Source organism: Niallia sp. Kr1, assembly GCF_050389805.1.
Taxonomy (GTDB): domain Bacteria; phylum Bacillota; class Bacilli; order Bacillales; family Cytobacillaceae; genus Bacillus_BD.
In genome coordinates, this window is record NZ_CP130945.1 from 4,466,828 (window position 1) to 4,489,119 (window position 22,292).

Here is a 22,292-nt window from a genome sequence, read left to right on the forward strand (position 1 = left end):
CTTCCCTGATACCTGTAAGGAATAAAGGGACCACGTACTTCCGTTCTTGTCACTTTTAGGCTTTTTTTCTATAGCGAGGCTAACAGCCTGACAAGAGTACAGCGAGAACCAACTCCTGTATCCTTTCACGTACGTTGCTCCAATAAGGGCATCGTCATGGGCATGTGACGGAAACGTTGAAATCTACTAGAGTGTAAAACTTATTTAGATGGATGTTTCCATTCTTGTTTTGGAGTGTGACTCTCCAACGTGATTCGTAAGAAAAACTGTTCGTCTTACGTGCAAGAGTTTTCCTCTTGAACAGATTATTTTATAGAATGTCTATAAATGTCTATGTTTTTAGGAACGGTTATTCAAAGTAGACGTTTTAGGAGATGGATGATTTCTCTTCGTTTTCAAAAGGCCCACCTCCAAACAATGAGGGAGCAAACAAAACAATGAGGTTTTTCTAAAAAGAGCACTAGCGGTTTGTGACACTTTAATACAAACGAATCTAAAACTTGAAATTGTACATGTGTGGGGTTTCAGAAAAATAATAAGAAATGTTATTTAGAATTGAGGCAAAACAATGGAGATTAAACCTTTTCGTTCTATATCATTTAATTCGACCTCTATCCCCAAATTCCTTCAATTTTTTCAAGATAATTTTTGCAACAGAGGGACGGTTCTGGGTGTTTCACTGGCTTTACCGGAAAAAGGATTATATGAATGAGACACGAGAACCGTTCCGATGTTTTAACTAAAAACGTTTTGATAGTTAAGCCGCAGTTAACTTAGAAAAGAATGAACAAAAAAATGTTGATTTAAACTCTGTTAGAAGAACCGAATTCACGCATCTTGCCTATAACCGTTTCTTTAATTGCTTCTCGACCAGGACCTATAAATTTACGTGGATCATATACATCATGATCTGTATTTAATACCTCACGAACTTTATTCGTAAAGGTAATTTGATTCTCTGTGTTCACATTAATTTTGGCTGTTCCTAATGAAATAGACTTTTTAATTTGATCCGTTGGAATACCTGTACCACCGTGTAGAACAAGTGGCATACCGGTTACTTTACATATTTCTTCCATTTCTTTAAATCCTAATTTCGGTTCACCTTTATAAGGACCATGAACAGAGCCTAAAGCAGGTGCTAAACAATCAATTCCAGTACGCTTAACTAACTCTTCACATTCTTTTGGATCTGCATAGATGATACCATCTGCAATTACATCATCTTCTTGTCCACCAACAGTACCTAGTTCCGCTTCAACAGATACGCCATGCTCATGAGCATAATCGACCACTTTCTTCGTTATTTCAATATTTTCTTCAAAAGGATGGTGAGAAGCATCTATCATAACGGATGTAAAGCCTGCATCAATTGCAGCTTGGCATTTTTCAAAACTTGAACCGTGATCTAAATGAATCGCAACAGGAACGGTGATCTTCATTTCCTCAATTAGAGCTTTTACCATGGATGTAATTACCTTAAAGCCACCCATATAACGTGCTGCACCTTCTGATACACCAAGAATGACGGGAGATTTTTCTTCTTCTGCTGCAGCTAAAATAGCTTGTGTCCACTCTAAATTATTAATGTTGAACTGACCTACTGCATATCCGTCTGCTAATGCTTTATTTAACATTTCTTTCATTGAAACTAACGCCATATGAATCTCTCCCTTAAATGAATTATATATATTCAACTGATAATACTGACATAAAAAAGATAAAACTAATTAAACAAGCCTTTAGTACGTTGCAAAAACCAGAGTAGTGAATCACTAATCCAAATATCCAATTAACCCAACAAAGTCATGCTCACATTTTCGAAATTCACTAGATTGATAGACTTTTTGCTAGATGATAGACAGAAATATCAATAGTATGCTTATCTTTCGCAGCTTCTTCAAAAGGTACATGAATCAATTGGCCATTTTTCAATCCAACCATCTCACCTTTTTCTCCTTGGGCTAATAAATCAACTGCTTTTGCACCCATTTGACTACCCATCATTCGATCAAAAGAGCTGGGAGAACCTCCTCGTTGTAGGTACCCGAGAACAATTACTCTTGTTTCAAGCCCGATTCTTTCTTTAATTACTTTATGGATATCTGCACCTTTACATACTCCTTCAGCTACCACAATAATGCTATGCATCTTTCCACGTTCTTGTCCTTGTTGAATCCGGTTAATGATATGCTCAATATCGTAGGCTGCTTCTGGAATAATAATCGATTCTGCACCAGCACACATTCCAGACCAAAGTGCAATGTCTCCCGCATTACGTCCCATAACCTCAATGATAGAAGTACGTTCATGTGAAAAGGATGTATCACGAATTTTATCGATCGCTTCCACCGCTGTGTTAACAGCGGTATCAAAACCTATTGAATAGTCCGTCCCTGCAATGTCATTGTCAATGGTACCTGGAATACCAATTGTTGGAAACCCTTGTGCCGTTAACTTTCCTGCACCTTTAAAAGAACCATCGCCTCCAATTACAATTAACCCGTCGATATTCATTTCTTTTAGTTGTACTAACGCTTGTTCCTGTCCTTCTACAGTTCTAAATTTCTCACTTCGTGCACTCCGTAAGATGGTCCCCCCGCGATGAATAATATCACCTACGCTACCAAGTTCCATTTGAATAAAATCTCCAGCCATTAAGCCTTTATATCCATTCCTTACACCATATACTTCAATCCCCTTAAAGATCCCTCTTCTTACAACTGCACGGATTGCAGCATTCATTCCAGGGGCATCACCACCACTAGTTAATACGGCAATTTTTTTCACCTTGACACTTTCCTCCTTTCTGTTTGCCCGCAATCCACCCATACTTCTGATCTAGTTTATCTACATAAAACTTTGACAATAGCAGTATCATCGGATTAAGAAATACCTAGAATCTCCTTCGTGGATTTTATTCCTAAACGGGTCATTTGGTTTATTTTATTGTTGTTTTTATTGCTTCTAGAACTTCACTTGTAGTACTCATTTGTAATGCTTTTTTTGCCAAATCTTCCATTTCTTTTTTGGAGAGACGGAGAATTTGCGAACGTGCTCTTAAAATGGACGGAGCACTCATAGAGAACTCATCTAGACCTAATCCAAGTAATAATGGTATAGCCATTTCATCTCCAGCCATTTCACCACACATTCCAGCCCATTTACCTTCTTTATGTGCTGTATCAATGACCATTTTTACTAATCGTAAAATAGCTGGATTGTATGGCTGATATAAATAAGAAACCCTTTGATTCATACGATCAGCAGCCATCGTATACTGGATCAAATCATTCGTACCAATACTGAAGAAATCCACCTCTTTTGCAAACTGATCTGCCATCACCGCAGTAGAAGGAATTTCAACCATGATTCCTATCTCAATGTTGTCAGAAACTTGAACTCCTTCATTGATCAGCTTTTGTTTCTCTTCGTTTAAGATTCCTTTTGCTGTACGGAATTCATTTAAGGTTGCAATCATCGGAAACATGATTTTTAAATGACCAAAAGAACTTGCCCGAAGGAGCGCACGTAGTTGTGTACGGAATATTTCTTGCTCTTCTAAACAAAGTCGAATAGCTCGGAACCCTAGAAATGGATTCATCTCTTTTGGTAAATGTAAATAAGGAAGTTCCTTATCGCCGCCAATATCAAGTGTTCTAACAACAACTGGCTTTCCATTCATTCCTTTAAGAACGGCCTTATACGACTCGAATTGTTCTTCCTCTGAGGGAAGTTCATCCCTGCCCATGTATAAGAATTCAGTTCGAAATAAGCCAACCCCTTCACCGCCATTGTTCATAACTCCCACCAAATCATCTGGAGTTCCAATATTCGCGGCTAATTCAACATGTTGTCCATCAGCAGTAACCGTTTTTTCATTCACTAGTTTAGCCCATTCCGCTTTTTGCTCCTCAAAGCGAATTTGTTCTTTTTTATATTGTTCGATAGCTTCTTGAGTAGGATTAATATGAACTTCTCCCTTTAGCCCATCTACAATGACTAAATCGCCATCTTGAATCTCATCTGTTGCTGTTTTCGTCCCCACCACTGCTGGTATCTCCAATGAACGTGCCATGATAGCAGAGTGGGAAGTACGTCCACCAATATTCGTTGTAAAGGCTTTTACATATTTACGATTTAATTGCGCTGTATCTGATGGTGTTAAATCTTCCGCAACTACAATTGCTTCCTCTGCAATCGTGCTAGGGTTCACAATCTTAACACCTAATAAATGAGAAAGTATACGTTTTCTCACATCGCGGAGATCCGCAGCTCTTTCACGCATATATTCATTATCCATTTGTTCAAACATAGATATAAACATATCGGTCACTTCTTTTAACGCCTGTTCAGGATTTACTTTTTCTGCTTTAATCTTATCTTTAATGGGTGATATCATTTCTGGATCATCTACAATTAATAAATGCGCCTCAAAAATAGCAGCTTTATCTGCACCTAAATCTACTCTTGCTTGATCACGAATGGCCTCTAATTCCTGTTTTGATACTAGTAAAGCATCTTGTAAACGTTTGATCTCCACCTCAACATCTGTTACTTCTCTTTTTTCAAAAGAAAGATCTGGCTCTACTAGTCGATAAGCTTTAGCAATTGCAATTCCATTTGATGCCGCGATCCCTTTTAACATACTCATTTATACAGCCAACCCTTCTTGGCTCAATTTCGTTGTTAAAGAACTTAGGGCTTCCTGCTCGTCTTCTCCCTCAGCACTAATCTTGATTTCAGCACCATGACCGACACCTAATGACATAACACCCATGATGGATTTTAAGTTGACAGATTTACCGTTATACTCAAGTTTGATATCAGAAGAAAATTGGGTAGCCTCATGCACTAATAAAGTCGCTGGACGAGCATGCAATCCCATTTCATCGATGACTGTAAATTGTTTATTTACCATTTATATCTTCTCCTTTAGCCTAATCATCATGTTTTCAAGTAATAAGGAACAACTGCGTTCCTTATTACTTGAAAGTCTTTTTGATAAAATCAAATTGATTCTAATACTTGTTTATACGTACGAACTATATTTTCTACTGTAAAACCATATTCTTGTAATAATTGATCTGCTGGACCTGAGGCTCCAAACTGGTCAATTGTGATGGTTTTGCCTTGTTGCCCTGTGTATTCTCTCCAACCTAGGGAAGAGCCAAGTTCAATGGCGACGCGTGCTGTTAGATGAGATGGAAGGACGTTTTCTTTGTATTCTGGTGATTGCTGTTCAAAGCGATGCCAACTAGGCATGCTGACAACTGATACAGGAATACCTTCTTTTTCAAGTTCTTTTTGAGCTTCAATCGCTAACGACACTTCAGAACCTGTTGCGATCAATAATCCTTCTGCTTCGCCATTTGCTTGAGATACCACATAGGCACCTTTTTTTACACCTTCATAGACTTGTTCCTGTGCAAGATCAAGTGTTGGCAAGTCCTGACGGGTTAACACCAATGCAGTTGGGGTTTCACGACTTTCAAGAGCCAAACGCCATGCTGCAGCTGTTTCTTTGGCATCCGCTGGTCTAATCACATCTACATTTGGTATTGCCCGTAATGCTGCTAACTGTTCAATCGGTTGGTGGGTAGGACCGTCTTCTCCAACCGCAATGCTATCATGGGTAAACACATAAGTAACTGGCAATTTCATTAAAGCTGCAAGACGAATCGCAGGGCGTAAGTAATCCGAGAATACAAAGAAAGTGGCTCCAAATACTTTCACGCCGCCATGAAGCGCCATTCCATTTAATGCTGCACCCATAGCAAATTCGCGAACACCGAACCAAATATTTCGAGCAGCATATCCATCTAACGCATAATTCTTTTCAGAAGAAATGAACGTTTTATTGGAACCTGCAAGGTCCGCAGAACCACCAATGAATTGTGGAATTGCATTCGCTGCTGCGTTTAACACCTTACCAGAAGACGCTCTCGTCGCCATTTTGGATCCTGATTCAAATTCAGGAAGTGACTCCTCCCAGTTTTCAGGAAGTTCTCCTTTCACCGCACGTTGGAATTGCTCTGCAAGTTCTGGATACTCCACCTGATAAGCGTCAAACAGTTTATTCCACGCCTGTTCTTTTTCTTGCCCAGCCTCAACCATACGACTAAAATGTTGTTTCACTTCTTCTGGAACAAAAAAGGATTCATCATAATTCCAGCCGTAGAATTCTTTCGTTAATTTGACTTCGTCTGCCCCAAGCGGTGCACCGTGGCTTGCTGAATCACCTGATTTATTTGGCGAACCATAACCGATGACCGTTTTTACTTCTATTAAAGTTGGGCGATTTTCATCCGCTTTGGCTTCTTTTATTGCTTTCTCAATCGCCGCGATATCATTCCCATCTTCCACACGAAGAACTTGCCAGCCATAGGCTTTAAAACGGTCGGCTACACTTTCAGAGAATGATAGATTTAAGTCACCGTCTAACGAAATATCGTTAGAATCATATAATACGATCAGTCTGCCTAGCTTTAAGTGGCCAGCAAGTGAAGCCGCTTCAGCTGAAACACCTTCCATTAAATCACCGTCTCCGCAAAGACTGTATGAGTAATGATCGACCACTTCAAAGCCATCTCGATTATACGTTTGGGCTAAATGGCGCTCTGCCATTGCCATCCCAACAGCCATGGAAATCCCTTGTCCCAGTGGACCGGTTGTTGCTTCCACCCCATCTGTGTGTCCGAATTCTGGATGCCCTGGTGTTCTACTGCCAAACTGGCGGAAATTTTTTAAATCCTCTATTGAAACATCGTAGCCAAATAAATGAAGCATACTATATAGAAGCGCTGAACCATGGCCCGCTGATAAAATAAATCGGTCACGGTTAAACCAATTTGGGTTGGTCGGATTCACGTTCATTTCTTTTGCCCATAACGTGTAAGCCATTGGCGCCGCACCCATCGGTAAACCAGGGTGTCCAGAGTTTGCTTTTTCAATCATATCGATACTTAATGTACGGATGGTGTTAATAGCTAATTGATCTATTTGTGTCATGGTATGATATCCCTTCTTTATATGTATGATGTTTGATAAAAAAATAAGTGCCAAGCGCTTCCACCTACTTGATGGTGCTTGGCACTCAATCTATAAATTTATGATATTACTTTCCCAGGCATTTCCTTCCCAGTCATGTCCTCATAATCTTTACACATGATTTCCCATGATTTTTCGATATCTTCATCTAATCCAAATAAACCGCTACGACCAATGATATAAATATCAGGACCTGCTGCATCTATGCGTTTAAATGTTTTACGACTAGAGGATCCATCCATTTCAATCACATATTTATAGCCTTTTTCTTCTCTTAATTCTCTTAATTCCACAATTTTATCTAACGTGCTTTCGAGAAAACGTTGACCAGCGAATCCTGGATCCACAGTCATAATGGTAATTTTATCGACTAAATCAATATATGGGAAAATCGTTTCAATTCTCGTTTCTGGATTTAATACGACCCCTGCTTTTAATCCCGCATCATGAATTTGATCAATTAATCGAAAAGCCAGACCATCAAGTACTTCCGCATGCATACAAATCCACTCGCACTTGATATCAATTAATTGTTGAACCCAGAAACTTGGATCCGTTACCATTAGATGGGCGGATATCGGCAAATCACTTATTTTTCGCACTTCCTGGATAAACCATGGGGATAATGTAATATTGGGTACATAATGCCCATCCATAATATCAATATGATAAGAATCTACATGATTGTTTAAAAAAGTAATTTGTTCTTTAAACTTATCTAAGTCCATTGTCATCAATGATGGTGAAAATTCTACTTTTCTCATACTCTATCTATCCTCCAATCTCATTTGTCGTCTCTTAAAAAGACCTCATGTCATGCACATGCATTTTTCTTAACTAATTTGAATATCGTCTAAATCAATATCTTCCTCTTCAACTTCTACTTGCTCGTCTTCTTTCACATTTTTCTTAAGAATAGCCAAGGCCAAACCTGTTACAACAACATTCACTAATATAGCTACAGCTCCAGTCCATGGTTGAGACATCGTCGGTAACATCAATACGCCACCAAACGGAACCGTTGCATCTGCTCCTAACACCATCGTTGTTGCTCCACCTGCAAATCCACCAATCGCTACGGCCGTTACAGTACGAACAATATCATTCATAACAATCGGTATGACACCTTCAACAATATTTACAACACCCATTGGAACTGCCGATTTCAACGTCTCCACTTCTGATTTTGTATAGATATTTTTCTTAAACATTTTTGCGATAAAGTAAGCTAACCCAAATCCAATTGGTGTAGCTGTATTTACTAATTGTAATGCCGTAATCGGACCATTTACTCCCTCTGCCTGTAAAGTCAATACAAAGGCAAATACCGTCTTGTTAATAGGACCACCAAAGTCAACTCCACTCAATAACCCTACAATTCCACCAAATACGAACAACGAAGAAGTCCCTAAACCGTTTAATGCATTTGTTAAAAGCGATGTAAAAGCAGCGATCGGAATCCCGATAATGTAAACCATGATTAACCCACCAATAATGGAAGTTAAAAATGGAACAATTAGAGTTGGCATTAATCCCTTAGCCCAGTTAGGAACTTTCAAATTCTTAATAATAGCTACTGCAAGATAACCTGCTATAAATCCTCCTAAAATCCCACCAATAAATCCTGCTCCAATGGCATTAGCCGTTAAACCAATAATAGCACCTGGAGCGATCCCCGGTTTTCCTGCAATTGAAGCAGAAATCCCTGTTGAGATAACGGCAGGTAGTAACCCTAAAGCAAGGGCTCCCATTTTAGCTAGAGCATCCCAGAAGGTAAAAGGTTGTGTTAAGTCCGCCCCACCATTACCTCCAAAAGCCATACCAATGGCGATTAAAAAACCTGCTCCACAAACAATTGGAATTAAATAGGAAATTGCTGTTAATAAATGTTTTTTTAACTCTAATCTTCTAATAAAAGACATAATGAGTCCCCCCTATTATTTGCCGACAACTTCATGAATTTTTTCAATTAATTTATTTGGTGATTTAATGGCTGTGTCTGTTGAAACCTGGATCACACGCTTTCCTTCAAAACGTTCTCTACCTGTGACCTGAACATCTACCGCTAAAATAACGGCATCTGCGTTTGCAATGTCTTCAGCTGTTAATTCGTTTTCGATTCCAATGGTACCTTGAGTTTCGATTTTAATGTCGTCACCTTTCTTTTTCGCTGCGTTTTCCAACTTCTCCTGAGCGATATAAGTGTGAGCGATTCCTACTGTACAAGCACATACTCCAACGATTTTCATTTATAATTCCTCCTAGATGTTTAATTTATTTTTGTGATTTTTCTTATTTGTTTAAAATAGTAATGACTTCATCTACATTTTTTACTTCTAATAATGCCTTCACTACATCTTCGTTGCTAATTTTCTCGCAAACGCTGCCAATAGTTTTAAATGAGCATTTGAGCCTTCGTTGTCATTCCCAACTGCGAATAAGATGACAATTTTCGCCCCAGTTTCATCAAGGGATTCCCATTCTACCTCTTCATCAAGGATGACAATCGCAGCGCCTACTTTTTCAACTGCAGCACTTCGGCCATGTGGAATCGCAACGTAATTTCCAATTCCTGTTACTCCTGCTTCCTCTCTTTTATACACATCTTCCAAATATTCTTCTGAGCTAGTAATATAGTTGTTTTCTAAAAATTTACTTGCTAGCAGTTCAAGCACTTCTTTTTTACTTGAAGCCTTTACATTTACATGAATTAAATTTCGGTCTAAAATATTATCTAGGTTTATTGTCGTCGTAGTCATCTTCTTCCCCCAACTCTCTATTAGAATAGATATTTTTTTATTTTTTCAATTGTCATGCGTTGATGAACCAACTGTTCCATGAATTCATCATCACCACACAGTGATGAGAATTTTCTAAAATACTTGAGATTGTCGCTGTTTTCCTGACTGATGGCATAAACGATGATGAACCGAATTGGATGTGTTTCATCCATATACCAATTGCTTATGGGATTCCGTAAATCATATAGGTAAATCCCTTCTTGTTTGACCGTATCATGGATTAAGTGAACGAGAGCTGCACCATGGCCTATATGGGTGTTTCCCATTTCTTCTCTTTTCAGGGCTTCTTTTAGAAAAAGATCCCCGTCTTCAATGATTTGCTGGTCAGTCAATAAGTGAACAATTTTATTTAAAGCGCTTTCTTTTGAGATATCCATTGGTACTTCCAATGGATGAATGGTTACATTCATTTCGTGTTTTTTCATTACGTTAGACTCCCTATTACGTTTCTGACTCTTACTTGGTCATGCTCTGTAAATAAAGCGCTAACTAAAACCTCCGGAATATCTAGTTGATTTTCAACATGAATCGTGGTGATAATTATATCAACGTGTTTCGCTTCATGATCGTAATCTTCTAGCATACGGGTTGAAACTACATCAACAATTTCAATTTCCGGGAAGACTTTCTTTACCTTCGTTTTTAGTAATTCAGATGTCCCAATCCCAGTTGTACACATGATTAGAGCATGTATTTTTCGAGGATTTTTTTCATAGTACTTAGCAAAGTATAAGGTTAAAAATCCAGATTCTGCTTTTGATATTTTATTGAAGTGGAACTTTTCCTCTACTTCTTTGGAAACTTCCTCTACCGCTGTTAAAATAGCTTTATATTCATGTTCAATTTCATCGATTAAATGGTTTTTAATCAAGATGCCATGATTAATTCGATTAATCATCGGTTGAACATGCTTGATAATATCTCTTAAAACACCTTCACTATTCGTTGTTTGCACACCTAATTTTTGAAACACACGCGCAATGTAGTAATTCGTGACTTCAAAAGTTAAAGGCGAATAGCGGATATCATCGACATATTTTGTATCAATTCTCGATGAGATTAAATATTGAAAAAGATAAAGAACCTCTGCATTTGGAACATGAACTGAATATCTAGAGCGAATGTTATCAATAATTTTCATGGCTAATTCAAACATCTCAAGGTTGGATTGGATTAATTGTTGATCATTAATCGAATATTCTTCCGAATAATCCCCCTTCATATCTCCTTCAATCAAACGTTTGATCATAATATAAAGATGGGAGGAAATGTTGATATTATAAGGATAAGGAATGGATGAGTTTTGTACTTTTTCAATATAGTCAATTTGCTTTAAGGCAAACGACATATATTCCTGGTTGATTTCTTCCTCATGATTATAAAAATCTGTCTGATCCATCGGTGCATCATCTAAAATCAGTTGAGCAATGGCACTTCGGATATTTCCTTCATTCCCTATTATCGAAAGTTTTCGATTCTCTCTCACAAGTTCCAAATTATAGTCCTTTAAGGTATCTGAGATGATACGTTCATCCGCATTAATTACGGATTCGCTTACATAAAATTTTTCACAGAGTGTCATGATTGAAATCGGATTCGGCGATTTAAACAAAAGTAGTTTTGTAATGGACTTCCTTCTGTCTTCTGGTGAACCGTTTGGTCCCTCATCCTTTAGATCATCTTTCCACTTGATATACTCCGGATAATTGAGTAGGTATCCTTTTCCGTGTTGAGAGATAATGATATTTTTTTCGGGAGAGTCCTCATTAATTTCAGTGATCATTCGATACACCGTTTTACTCGAAATTCCGAGGGTTTCTGAAATTTCCCTTGCTGTAACGAAATGTTCCTTGTTAATCAAATACTTAATCAATGAACCTTTTCTTTTCTCTGTTGAGCTCATTTCCTAACTCTTCCCCCTCTCCACATACTTAGAATATCATACCATTTTGCAACCGCTTACCATAACTTTGTCCGCTTAAGTGGACATTTGAAACATAGGGACGGTTCTGTTTGTTTCATTCTGACCATTTTATGAAACAGGAACTTCCTTCGGGCATTTTAATGAAAGAAACATTAGCAACTCACAAAACGTTACTATTTATTAGAAAAATTTGCTACTATTTATATAGGATAAAGGGATTCTAAGAATAGGGAGGTTTGTCATGACGGGGACTATTGCGGTTATTATGGTATTTGCGATTCCAATCATCGCTATTGTTACGACTCATTTACAAAAGCAGACAAAACTAAAGGCCAACATGGTGAAAGATCAACTTGATTGGAGAAACTGAAACACGAAAACTATCTAATTGAAACCGAAAAAATGAAGCTGGAGCTTGAAAAGATGATGTTGGATAGCCCTAAAGATGAGAGTAAGTTTATGTAAAAACTATACTTAGGTTGTTGATCGGAGCTGTCGTTGGGACAGCTTTTTTTGTTGTATAAAAAAATGAAACAGCGAGAACAGTCCCCCTGTTTCCCATTTTCTAATCATTTTCTAATCTTTCTTTACTCAGATTCTCATTTTCCATGGTTATAGTAAGAGTATAGAAATGAAATATGAAAATTAAAGGAGGACGTAATAATGAAAAAGAAAATGGTAATCGGTGTTTTGGGAGCTGCGCTTGTATTTGGTGGGGCATTTGCAGTCGGTGCGGCAGATAATGATGATGTTCGTACAACAACTACAGCCAAGAATGAGAAAACAGTTCTAAGTACAGATGAAGTTAAGAAAATAGCTCTTCAAGAAGTTGCGGGTACGGTAGAAGAGATTGAATTAGAAAGAAAATCCGATAAAGTGGTATACGAAGTTGATGTGGAAAAAGATGATGTAGATTATGACTTATCCATCGATGCTTACTCTGGAGAAATTTACGCCATTGACCGTGATGATCATGACGATGATGATGTTCATTCTTCAAATACCGATCACAACAACCAAAACATCATATCTCAAGCTGATGCCATTGAGATTGCTGAAAAGGCAGTAAATGGTAAAATGGTTAAAATTGAGAAAGATGAGGACGATGGTCTTATCACATATGAAGTAGAATTGAAAACCGATCGTGGAGAAGCTGAAGTTGACATTGATGCGTCTACTGGAAAAGTACTTGATGTTGAGTGGGACAATTAATCATTTAGACTTAAATGAAACAAGAGCCCTATTTATAATGGGGGCTCTTGTTTCTATTAATATATATCGATCGTGAAACGTTTATAAAACGGGATTTTTTCGGGTTATCCCTGTGCAGTTTATCTATTTATATCAATTAAAATGAAACGCGAGAACCGCCCTTCTGTTTCATTCTATTATAAAATTGAAACACAGAGAAGGTGGCGACCCCTAAAAGTTAGAGTTTTTATTATGCAGCTGATTGGCTAGATTGAGTACGGTATTCTACCGGACTCAGTCCAGTTAATTTTTCTTTTGATCGTTCATTATTATACCAGTTGATATATTCTTCTATTCTTCTTTGTAATTCTTCATAGCTTACTAGTTTTTCCCCGTAATACATTTCTTGCTTTAAAATGCCAAAGAAGTTCTCCATGGAGGCATTGTCTGCGCAGGTTGCTTTACGTGACATGCTTTGGAATACTTTATTTTTCTTTAATGTTTTCACCCATTTGTTGTGCTGGTAATGCCACCCTTGATCTGAATGGATGGTAGTACGGTAGGTTGCGTGATTCTTTATGATCTCAATTGTTTCATTTAATGGTTCCATGACAAGTTCCAATGTTGGACGTTTTTGGATTCCAAACGAGATAATTTCTCCATTATAAAGGTCAAGAATAGGGCTTAAATACAACTTCTTTTCGCCTAGACATCTGAATTCTGTAATGTCAGTTACTAATTTTTGAAGAGGAATAGGTGTGTTAAAACGGCGGGATAGACGGTTCTTCGCTACCTTTCCAACCTTCCCCTTATAGGAATTGTATTTCCGGGATTTCCGCATAAATTTTACACATTTCAATCCTAGTTCCTGCATAAGTCGATACACTTTTTTATGATAAACCAAATATCCTAATTTTTTTAATTCTTCTGTAATACGTTTATAGCCATAACGTTCATGAAACTTCTTAAATTGCTGGGTAATCACTTCTTTAAGCTCTTTATCTGGGTCTTCTTTTCCAAAGTTCTTTACATGATAGTGATAGGTTGCTTCAGGAATTCCCACAACTAAGAGAATATCCTTTAATCGGAACCCTTCTTCTTTGAGTTCGAATGCCAATGTTGCTTGTGCTTTTCGAGGAAGACATTCGGATTTTCCCGAAAAGCTCTCAGCTTTTTTAAGTAAGCAATTTCTAATCTCAGGAGTTCATTCTCACGTTCTAACTCTGCTTCACGTGTTAACTTTTGTTCTTTCTCTTTCGATTGTTTATTGGGTTTCTTTGACATAGAAGGTCGCCCCTTTGACTTTGGTTTCAGGCCTTCTATTCCCTCTAATTTAAATGAATTCACCCAACTATTAATTAAGGATGGGCTATTCATGTTAAAACGAATCGCAGTTTCTAAACAAGAAGCACCTGTTTCTTTGATAAATTGTACCGTACTTAACTTAAATTGAACAGAATACCTCTTCTTTGTCTTTCTCGTTTTTAAACCGTCTCTACCCTGAGCCTCGAATATTTTCACCCATTCATATATTCGATTTTTCCCGCCCATATTATATTTTTTGGCCAATGATCCATAACTATGATTCCCTTGTAAATACTCGGTAACAAGCTTAATTTTAAATTTCTCACTGTATTTAGCCATTAAAAACACCCCCGAAAGTTAGATTTTCTACTCTAACTTTCGGGGGTCGGTACCGAACCGTCCCTCTGTTTCTTTAAAATTGAAACGCTCAGAACCGTCCCTCTGTTTCACACCCCTGTTTCACAGTTTGAATTGGCGGACGAGGCCATTTAGTTCTTCGGCTAGTTTTGCTAGTTGGTTGGAGCTGCCTGCGACTTCTTCCATGGTGCTGTTGGCTTGTTGGACGGAGGCGGCGGTTTGTTCAATGCCGGCTGCTGATTCTTCTGCTGTTGCGGCAATTTCCTGAATTGAACTACTCATTTCCTGGCTCGTTGATGCAATATCGGATAGATTGGTCGATATTATTTTAATGCCGTTGACCATTTCGGTCACTTGATTGCTGATATCATTAAATGTTTGACCAGTCGTTTCAATTTGAACCGATCCTTTTTCTACTTCTTTATATCCCTCTTTTAACGATTCAGTTACGTTGCCAAATCCACTTTGTATATTTTCGACAATACCTGTGATTTCGGATACAGAAGAGGCTGTTTGTTCTGCAAGTTTTCGTACTTCCTCAGCAACTACCGAAAATCCTCTGCCTTGTTCCCCCGCTCTTGCCGCTTCAATGGCTGCATTCAAGGCTAATAGATTCGTTTGGTCAGCAATATCCCTAATTACAATTACTAATTTTGAAATTTCTTGGGAACGGACATTTAAATTTTGTACGTTTTGAACAGAATCTTTTACAATCTCATCAATTGTCTTCATTTGCTTTGTAGAACCAAGCATTAATTGACTTCCGACATTGGTCATTTCGAGTACTTTATTAGAGCCTTCTTGGATTGTTTCACCATTTTCATTTGCTTCTTGTACTTTCGCTGCAAACTCAGCCATCGCAGATGATAAATCAGTAGAACTATTCGCTTGTGTTTCTGAACCTGAAGCTAACTCTTCCATGGTCAAAGCCACTTGTTCATTACCAACCGTGACTTCATTAGCTGACTGTGTTAATTCTTCACTATGACTTGACACGGTTTCTGAAACCTTATTTATTTTTATTAAAATATTTTTCATACTATCGGCCATCTCATTCGTTGTTGACACTAATTGTCCAATTTCATCCTTTGATTTAACCTTCAGTGATTCCTTCGTTAAATCTCCGCTAGCAATGAGTTTCATTTGATTCATGACTAATCGGATTGGTTTCGAAATCATGTTTGATAAGTAGATTCCTAGAAGAAGAGCAATCATAACAGCAACAATACTAATGATTAAAACTTGTGTTAAGCTTGAGGCTGCGCCACTTTTGTTTTCCTTTACATTTCGATCCGCTATTTCTATTAACATATTATATAGTTCATCACTTGTGTTATTTAAACTTGTTGTAAGAGGAACTACTTCCTGCAGTCCTCTATCGATGGCTCGTGGTTTATCTGTTAATGATTGTTCCATGATCGGCAATGCCGTTTCTCTCAATTGCTGATTGATCGTTTGGATCGCATCTAATTTTTCGTCTGTTTCCTGTAACGTTGCCAATTCTTTTCCTTGTTGAATTAAATCATCAATTTTTGCTGACGACTGATTAAACCCGTCCTTGTATGTTTCTTTTCCATATAAAATATAACCTCGATAATTACTAGTATTTACGGCAATTTCTGTTTCAATTGATTGGGTAATGGCTCTTAATTCTAGAACCGTATCAATAATATAATCATAAGATTCATTTGTTTTTTTCATGCTATTAAAAGCCAGTAAAGAAGAAATCCCAAATATAAGTGCAACAATAATAAAAGAACCAATCAATTTTTGTTTTATAGAAACATTCATTCTGCAGTTTTTCCCCTCATAAGTTATTAAAATAAATATTTATATCGCTTTTTCCAAGGCTTCTTTAATCCGATCCTGATTAAAAGGCTTTACAATAAAGTCACTGGCTCCTGCCTTTATAGCGTCCACTACCATTCCTTGTTGTCCCATAGCCGAACACATAATAATTTTAGCGTCTGCATAATGTTTATTAATTTCTATTACCGCCTCGATTCCATTCATTTCCGGCATGGTAATGTCCATCGTTACAAGTTCTGGTTGTAAACGTTGAAATTTTTCGATGGCTATCTTCCCATTTTCAGCTTCACCCACAACCTCATGTCCAAGCTTTGTCAAAATATCCTTTAATTGCATTCTCATAAATAAAGCATCATCCGTAATTAATATTTTTGCCAACTTTATAATCTCCTTCCCTTTATTGATTGACTACTTTCTGGAGTTGAACTTTTTCAGATTGATTTGTTACTTTCCCTAAGTCTAGAATGATCAATAACTGTTTATTTACTTTTGCGATCCCTTTTATATATTGATTATGAACTCCGCTAATCATGCCGAAAGGAGGCTCAATGGATGAAGAGTCAATAGTAATGACTTCTGTAGCTTCATCGACTATTAAACCAATTTGTACCCCCTCCAGATGAATGATCAAAATACGATTTTCATCATCTGTCGCAGTTGTTTTTCTCATCGTTAAACGTTCTTTTAAATCAAGAACAGGCATGATTTCCCCTCTTAAAGGCATAATCCCTTTTATAAAATCAGACGTCCCAGGAACTTCTGTAAGGGGTTGCATTTTCTCAATGGAAGTCACTTGATGAACATCTACTCCAAATAACTGGTTATTTAACTTAAAAATGATATACATCGTCTGCATACATTTTTTCACCTCCGTTATCCAATACTGTTTTTTTCTCTGTGATTAGTCTAGTAATAAACAAATTTCCAACTTATCCTCATGGCTAAATTCGACCGATATATGTATTGCTTTTTCATATCCGGTTAACATTGTATTCCCTTTCATAATCGTTGGAGCGGTAATATCTGTCCTAATTCCACTATGTAAGATGTGTGTAGAGATACCCCCAGCAAGCATATTTCCTAACTCTCCAGTAAAAGAAACAATCATGTCATCATCTAATTCCATATTAAACATTAATTTTGCAATACGACTAAAGGTGGCAGGGGGACCCATTAATACGAATCTTGCTTGGATCTGACCTGTAATTCCAATTAAAGCACCAAATTGAAGGTTTACGTTTGTACCCAATTGTTTAGGCTTATTTAGGTGATATCGAAAAGGTAAAATGGTTTTTATAGCGTGATTTGTACTAGTTACTAATTCTGAAATCATCCCGCTTCTATCCGCTATTACTTCAGACAACATCAATCCCTCCTCACTCAATGAATTAAAAAAGGCTATTTTACGATAAGTAAAATAGCCAATAGTAAATAAACATAACAATTTCATGATTGGTAACCAGGCGATCATAGTTAAACTTCTAACCTTAGACCCTAGGGCTTTGCGTCCTATTCTTTCAAATAGTTTGCCTTTAACTTTTAAGTGTTTAGATATTAAATTTTTAAGGTATGTTGTTGAAAAATCATATAAAACGAATGGGGATAAAAGGAATTATGACAGTAAAAATTTAATGACCTTGTATGGTGCTAGTTTTTATTCATTAAATACATATTTTCAATATATGTTTTAAACGAGCACAATAAGAAATTTTAGGCCATTTTACCTTATAAACCTATGACTTTTATCACTTTTCAGCAAAAAAATTTGAAACAGGGGGACGGTTCTCGGCGTTTCACTTCTTATTCCGTGTCAGCTTTAAAACAACGTGAGCAACGCCATCGTGTTTCAAAATGAAACACTGAGAACCGTCCCCCTGTTTCACGCCCGTCCGACAAACACTAAGTGTTTGACTTCTTCGTTTTCGTTTATGACGGGGGTGCATTGGGCTTCTACATAGATCAAATCACCGTTAGCGTGGTTTACTTTAAATTCGATGGTTCTTGGTTTCTTTGTGGAGCTAATATGAGTAAACAAATCTTGCATCCGTGTAAAATCATCCGGGTGGCTGAGTTCCGATAATAATTTTCCCTCATAGTCATTCCAAGGAAACCCTAAAGTCTTTTCATGTGAAGGCGAAGCATAGATAAGTCTACCTGTTACGTCCCAAACAGAGACTAAATCTAACATATTCTCCGTGATATAACGATATTTTCTAGCACTTACTTTTAGCTCTTCTTCCACCTGTTTTCTTTCCGTAATATCGATACAAGAACCAATCACTTCAACGATTCTTCCACCTCGATAAACGGGTTTGAGAGAAGCAAGGTAATCCATCCCGTTTATTTTTCCCTCGTAAGTCACATTCTCTTCGCCGTTCCAAGCTCTTTCATAGTACCGACTCTTCACTTTTGCATCTTGTTCAGATAAAAAAGCCTGAAGTCCTTTCCCCATTATTTGTTCAGGCATTACATTCATTTTCTCCATTAACATGCCATCACATAAGGTATGAATGAACCGACCATCCTTTTTGATAAACTTAAATATGACCCCTTGGTGCTGTCTTACTGTATTCACTAAATCTTGACGAGCCATATGCAGAGCTTCCTCTGACCATCTTTGATCTGATAAATGTTCTGGAATTCCATTTTTGCTTATCATTTTCTCAATTTCATTAAACCGTTCGACTAGTTCATCTGGCGGGATGGGTTTACTAAATAAATACCCTTGTGCTTCATTACATGCATTTCTCTGAAGAAACACTAAATGTTCCTTTAATTCAACCCCTTCCGCAACAACCTGGAGTTTCAACTCATGTGCCATCGCGATAATGGTTTTAACAATCGTGGCATAATGATCATCTGTCGTACAATTTTTAATAAAAGATTGATCAATCTTGAGCTTATCGAGTGGATAATCTTTCAGATAATTGAGCGAGCTATAACCGGTTCCAAAGTCATCCAGACTTAATTGAACACCCAGATCTTTTAAACTTCTTAAAATCTTTAAGCCCTGTTCTGTATCCATCAACATACTTTCTGTAATTTCAATTTCAAGGTACTCAGGTGCAAGGTTCGTTTCTAATAATACCTTCTCTATCATTTCAACCAAATTAGGTTGATAGAGGTGACGAACAGAAAGGTTGACAGCCATCACCATAGGAGGTAATCCCCTATCCTGCCATGCCTTATTTTGAACACATGCCGTCCGTAAAACCCACTCCCCAATGGGAACAATTAACCCATTTTCTTCGGCTATCGGAATAAAATCGGCTGGAGAAATCATCCCTTTTTCTGGGTGGTGCCAGCGTATCAAAGCTTCGACTCCAACCATTTTACCTGTCATTAAATCTAATTTGGGTTGATAGAGTAGTTTAAACTCCTGACGATCTACCGCTTTTCGCAAATTCATTTCAATTTCAAACTTTTCATTTGTTAGTTCAATCTGCTTTAAAGGATAAAAATCATAGCGGTTTGTTCCATTCCTTTTCGCTTGATACATGGCGATATCGGCTTTTTTCATTAACGTTTCAACATCAGACCCATTTTCCGGATAAAAACTAATCCCAATACTTGGTGTCGTGTATATTTCATAATGGTCAATTTGAAAAGGTTTCGTAAAACAATCAAGGATGTCTTGTGCTACCTTGGAGATCTCCTTATGATTCATGTTCAATAGAGAAACAAGAAACTCATCTCCCCCATTTCGTGCCAAATTCCCCTGATCACCGATACATTTCTTTAACCGATTTGAAACGTCTTGAAGCAAACGATCTCCAACCACATGTCCCATTGATTCATTAATGGTTTGGAATCGATCTAAATCTAAGTAAAGTACAGCTATGTTTTTGGTTGATTCCTGTTCTAAAGCCCTTTCTAATTGACGGTAAAAATGAAACCGATTGGATAAACCAGTTAGGGAATCATGGTAAGCCATATACTCGATCTTTTGCTGTGCCATCTTACTTGCTGTTACATCAATGACCGTTCCTAAAACAACTGGTTTCCCTTTATAAATGGTCCTTGTTCCATGAACTTCCATATAAATGATCGACTTATCTTTTTTCATCGCACGATATTGATAATGAATTTTTGTAGCGTTATCTCGTAAGCGCTTCCTTATATTTTCAGCTACTAATTCGTGATCTTCTGGAAAAACAAAGTTCATAACATCCTTTCCAATTAGTTCTTCCATACTGTAACCTAACATTTCACTCATTTTTATATTTACATATTCATATTTTCGTTGATCAATAATATATATCCCAACGGGCGAATCCTCTGCTAAGTTTTGATACAACATTTTGGCATCTTCTAAAGCACCCTGTGTATTTTTTAATTCTGTAATATCTTTAAGAATGGCATATACACCCACAATTTTGTTATGGGCATAGATTGGAATATTTTTAACACTTAGACCAAATACTTCGCCACTCTTAGATAGAATCGTTGTGTTAAAACTAGTTCCAACTCCTTCTACTGCTTTTCTAAAATGTTCCAACGTGTGTTCCAACTGATTTGGAACCACATAAGGTACAAAGGAATGATGTAACAAATCCTTTTCTTTGTAACCATAGTACTCAACTACTTTATTAGCACTAAGAATGTTCCCTTCAAGGTCTAATGTTAAAATCAAATCTAGATTCTGTTCGTAGAGCGACTCATAATACTGCTTATTCATTTTTAATTCTTTCAATTGATCGTTATACCTTTTTTTAATAAAAAGGAACAGACCAATGTTTACAACTACCATAATGAAGCCTATCAAGAAGATCATCTATTTCCCTCTAATCACATCTGTATTTCAATAACGTAAGGTACTGCTATCGGAAACGAGCCTTATACTAGCTCGTGGATAGGAATGCTGCACAAATTAAAGTTGGGTCCATAAAGAAAAATTACTAACAGATAAATTCATTTTAGGTACAGATTTAATCCCTTTTATATATTTTGAAAAGTAAAGGAAGTTTTTAGTGTCTTTTAAAACCTCATCAAAACTAACTTGGTTAAAATTGTTTTTACTATGATGTTTAATGTAATCACATAGTAAATTCTCATCAATCGATCGAATATAAAAAATATCTGTATAATTAAACACATATGCTAATATTCGATCCAATGAATTTTTTATTTCAATGCTATAATAGGCTACCTTATCACTTGGAAAAGTAAACTCTTTAGCTAATATTTCATATCTTTTTTCATTTTTTATGACAAACAATGTAATCAACCTTTCTGATATTCGAATCTATTCTTATAAAACACATGGTAAATAAGAGATAAGCGGATTAAAGTTTCTTTTCTTACTATCGCCTATATGATTGGGATGACTGGTAAATCAACTTTGGGATGAAGGGTTACTTGAAGACATGAGTAACGTTGAATGAAATATATAGATGAAAACCATTTAGTTTCAGTGATGGTACGAATCGATGGCTTTCACACCTAAATCTACTGATTGGCTTTTGTCGTGGGCAAAATCATTTAACTTGTAGGTTACTGAGAATGAAATGATGGTACTCCCTCCTTACTATGTAATTAAATGAGTATTTCCAATTAAACTTTTCCTAGATCTTAGCTCTGCCATTAATTGGTTGTGCGTTTTCCAAACACGATTGTTCTCTTTGTTTTTCTAACTAAACACAACCCTCCCCTTGTAATGAAAAAAGGCTATTAACAAAACGTTAATAGCCAATAGGAAATAACAACGTATTTATTGGTAACCAGGCGATCATAGTTAAACGTTAGACATTTACCTTAGACCCTAGAGCTTTGCGTCCTATCCTTTCGAATAGTTTGCCTTTAACGTACTCTTGTTGCTAGATATTTAATTTTAATAACCCTGATAATCATTATAC

At 37.0% G+C, this 22,292-nt stretch carries 20 protein-coding genes, 1 pseudogene and 2 riboswitches; of the genes and pseudogenes, 2 read left to right on the plus strand and 19 right to left on the minus strand.

The window, feature by feature from the left end; all coding sequences use genetic code 11:
• Positions 1 to 803: 803 nt before the first annotated feature.
• From Q5760_RS21955 to Q5760_RS22005, 11 genes are all read right to left on the minus strand, one after another.
• Complete coding sequence (locus tag Q5760_RS21955) at positions 804 to 1,661, minus strand: class II fructose-bisphosphate aldolase (protein WP_428909712.1); 858 nt, start codon at positions 1,659 to 1,661, stop codon at positions 804 to 806.
• A 169-nt stretch (positions 1,662 to 1,830) separates the two neighbouring features.
• On the minus strand, positions 1,831 to 2,790 hold the full coding sequence (gene pfkA / locus Q5760_RS21960) for a 6-phosphofructokinase (RefSeq protein WP_428909713.1): 960 nt from the start codon (positions 2,788 to 2,790) through the stop codon (positions 1,831 to 1,833).
• Positions 2,791 to 2,941: 151 nt separating this feature from the next.
• Complete coding sequence (gene ptsP, locus Q5760_RS21965; RefSeq protein WP_428909714.1) at positions 2,942 to 4,654, minus strand: phosphoenolpyruvate--protein phosphotransferase; 1,713 nt, start codon at positions 4,652 to 4,654, stop codon at positions 2,942 to 2,944.
• Positions 4,655 to 4,921, minus strand: coding sequence for a phosphocarrier protein HPr (locus Q5760_RS21970; protein WP_428909715.1), 267 nt, complete (start codon positions 4,919 to 4,921; stop codon positions 4,655 to 4,657).
• Between the two features lie 89 nt (positions 4,922 to 5,010).
• Positions 5,011 to 7,011 (minus strand): transketolase, encoded by a 2,001-nt coding sequence (tkt, locus tag Q5760_RS21975; protein WP_428909716.1) that lies wholly within the window; start codon positions 7,009 to 7,011, stop codon positions 5,011 to 5,013.
• A gap of 98 nt (positions 7,012 to 7,109) precedes the next feature.
• Positions 7,110 to 7,814 (minus strand): D-allulose 6-phosphate 3-epimerase, encoded by a 705-nt coding sequence (gene alsE, locus Q5760_RS21980; RefSeq protein ID WP_428909717.1) that lies wholly within the window; start codon positions 7,812 to 7,814, stop codon positions 7,110 to 7,112.
• Positions 7,815 to 7,883: 69 nt separating this feature from the next.
• Complete coding sequence (locus Q5760_RS21985; protein WP_428909718.1) at positions 7,884 to 8,972, minus strand: PTS fructose transporter subunit IIC; 1,089 nt, start codon at positions 8,970 to 8,972, stop codon at positions 7,884 to 7,886.
• A 15-nt stretch (positions 8,973 to 8,987) separates the two neighbouring features.
• A complete protein-coding gene (locus Q5760_RS21990; RefSeq protein WP_428909719.1) occupies positions 8,988 to 9,299 on the minus strand; it encodes a PTS fructose transporter subunit IIB in 312 nt (103 codons plus the stop codon).
• 102 nt (positions 9,300 to 9,401) lie between these two features.
• Positions 9,402 to 9,809, minus strand: coding sequence for a fructose PTS transporter subunit IIA (locus Q5760_RS21995; RefSeq protein ID WP_428909720.1), 408 nt, complete (start codon positions 9,807 to 9,809; stop codon positions 9,402 to 9,404).
• A 20-nt stretch (positions 9,810 to 9,829) separates the two neighbouring features.
• Positions 9,830 to 10,276: a PTS sugar transporter subunit IIA gene (locus Q5760_RS22000; RefSeq protein WP_428909721.1), complete on the minus strand. Its 447-nt coding sequence runs from the start codon at positions 10,274 to 10,276 to the stop codon at positions 9,830 to 9,832.
• Positions 10,276 to 11,754: a BglG family transcription antiterminator gene (locus Q5760_RS22005; protein ID WP_428909722.1), complete on the minus strand. Its 1,479-nt coding sequence runs from the start codon at positions 11,752 to 11,754 to the stop codon at positions 10,276 to 10,278. Before Q5760_RS22005 ends, Q5760_RS22000 begins: the two co-directional genes overlap by 1 nt.
• A gap of 262 nt (positions 11,755 to 12,016) precedes the next feature.
• Between Q5760_RS22005 and Q5760_RS22010 the strand changes: the two are divergent.
• Together Q5760_RS22010 and Q5760_RS22015 are read left to right on the plus strand one after the other, a co-directional pair.
• Positions 12,017 to 12,240, plus strand: a pseudogene (locus Q5760_RS22010) (hypothetical protein).
• Positions 12,241 to 12,438: 198 nt separating this feature from the next.
• Positions 12,439 to 12,987: a PepSY domain-containing protein gene (locus Q5760_RS22015; protein WP_428909723.1), complete on the plus strand. Its 549-nt coding sequence runs from the start codon at positions 12,439 to 12,441 to the stop codon at positions 12,985 to 12,987.
• Between the two features lie 229 nt (positions 12,988 to 13,216).
• Here the strand turns inward: Q5760_RS22015 and Q5760_RS22020 are convergent, their stop codons facing one another.
• The 8 genes from Q5760_RS22020 to Q5760_RS22055 form a co-directional block, all read right to left on the minus strand.
• Positions 13,217 to 14,161, minus strand: coding sequence for an IS3 family transposase (locus Q5760_RS22020; RefSeq protein ID WP_428912659.1), 945 nt, complete (start codon positions 14,159 to 14,161; stop codon positions 13,217 to 13,219).
• Entirely contained in the window at positions 14,047 to 14,610 is a 564-nt protein-coding gene (locus Q5760_RS22025) for a transposase (RefSeq protein WP_428909724.1), read from the minus strand. The genes Q5760_RS22020 and Q5760_RS22025 overlap by 115 nt, the downstream gene beginning before the upstream one ends.
• Before the next feature lie 120 nt (positions 14,611 to 14,730).
• Positions 14,731 to 16,419: a methyl-accepting chemotaxis protein gene (locus Q5760_RS22030; protein ID WP_428909725.1), complete on the minus strand. Its 1,689-nt coding sequence runs from the start codon at positions 16,417 to 16,419 to the stop codon at positions 14,731 to 14,733.
• Between the two features lie 39 nt (positions 16,420 to 16,458).
• The gene (locus tag Q5760_RS22035) at positions 16,459 to 16,815 is read right to left on the minus strand and encodes a response regulator (RefSeq protein ID WP_428909726.1); all 357 of its coding nucleotides are present in this window, start codon (positions 16,813 to 16,815) and stop codon (positions 16,459 to 16,461) included.
• A 19-nt stretch (positions 16,816 to 16,834) separates the two neighbouring features.
• The gene (locus Q5760_RS22040) at positions 16,835 to 17,293 is read right to left on the minus strand and encodes a chemotaxis protein CheW (protein ID WP_428909727.1); all 459 of its coding nucleotides are present in this window, start codon (positions 17,291 to 17,293) and stop codon (positions 16,835 to 16,837) included.
• Positions 17,294 to 17,338: 45 nt separating this feature from the next.
• Positions 17,339 to 17,800 carry a chemotaxis protein CheX gene (locus tag Q5760_RS22045; RefSeq protein ID WP_428909728.1) on the minus strand — a complete coding sequence of 154 codons (462 nt, stop codon included), beginning with the start codon at positions 17,798 to 17,800 and terminating at the stop codon, positions 17,339 to 17,341.
• A gap of 88 nt (positions 17,801 to 17,888) precedes the next feature.
• A riboswitch (cyclic di-GMP riboswitch) is annotated at positions 17,889 to 17,978 on the minus strand.
• 338 nt (positions 17,979 to 18,316) lie between these two features.
• Positions 18,317 to 21,187, minus strand: coding sequence for an EAL domain-containing protein (locus tag Q5760_RS22050; protein WP_428909729.1), 2,871 nt, complete (start codon positions 21,185 to 21,187; stop codon positions 18,317 to 18,319).
• Between the two features lie 120 nt (positions 21,188 to 21,307).
• Positions 21,308 to 21,655: a hypothetical protein gene (locus tag Q5760_RS22055; protein WP_428909730.1), complete on the minus strand. Its 348-nt coding sequence runs from the start codon at positions 21,653 to 21,655 to the stop codon at positions 21,308 to 21,310.
• A 494-nt stretch (positions 21,656 to 22,149) separates the two neighbouring features.
• Positions 22,150 to 22,245: riboswitch (cyclic di-GMP riboswitch) on the minus strand.
• Between the last annotated feature and the right edge of the window lie 47 nt (positions 22,246 to 22,292).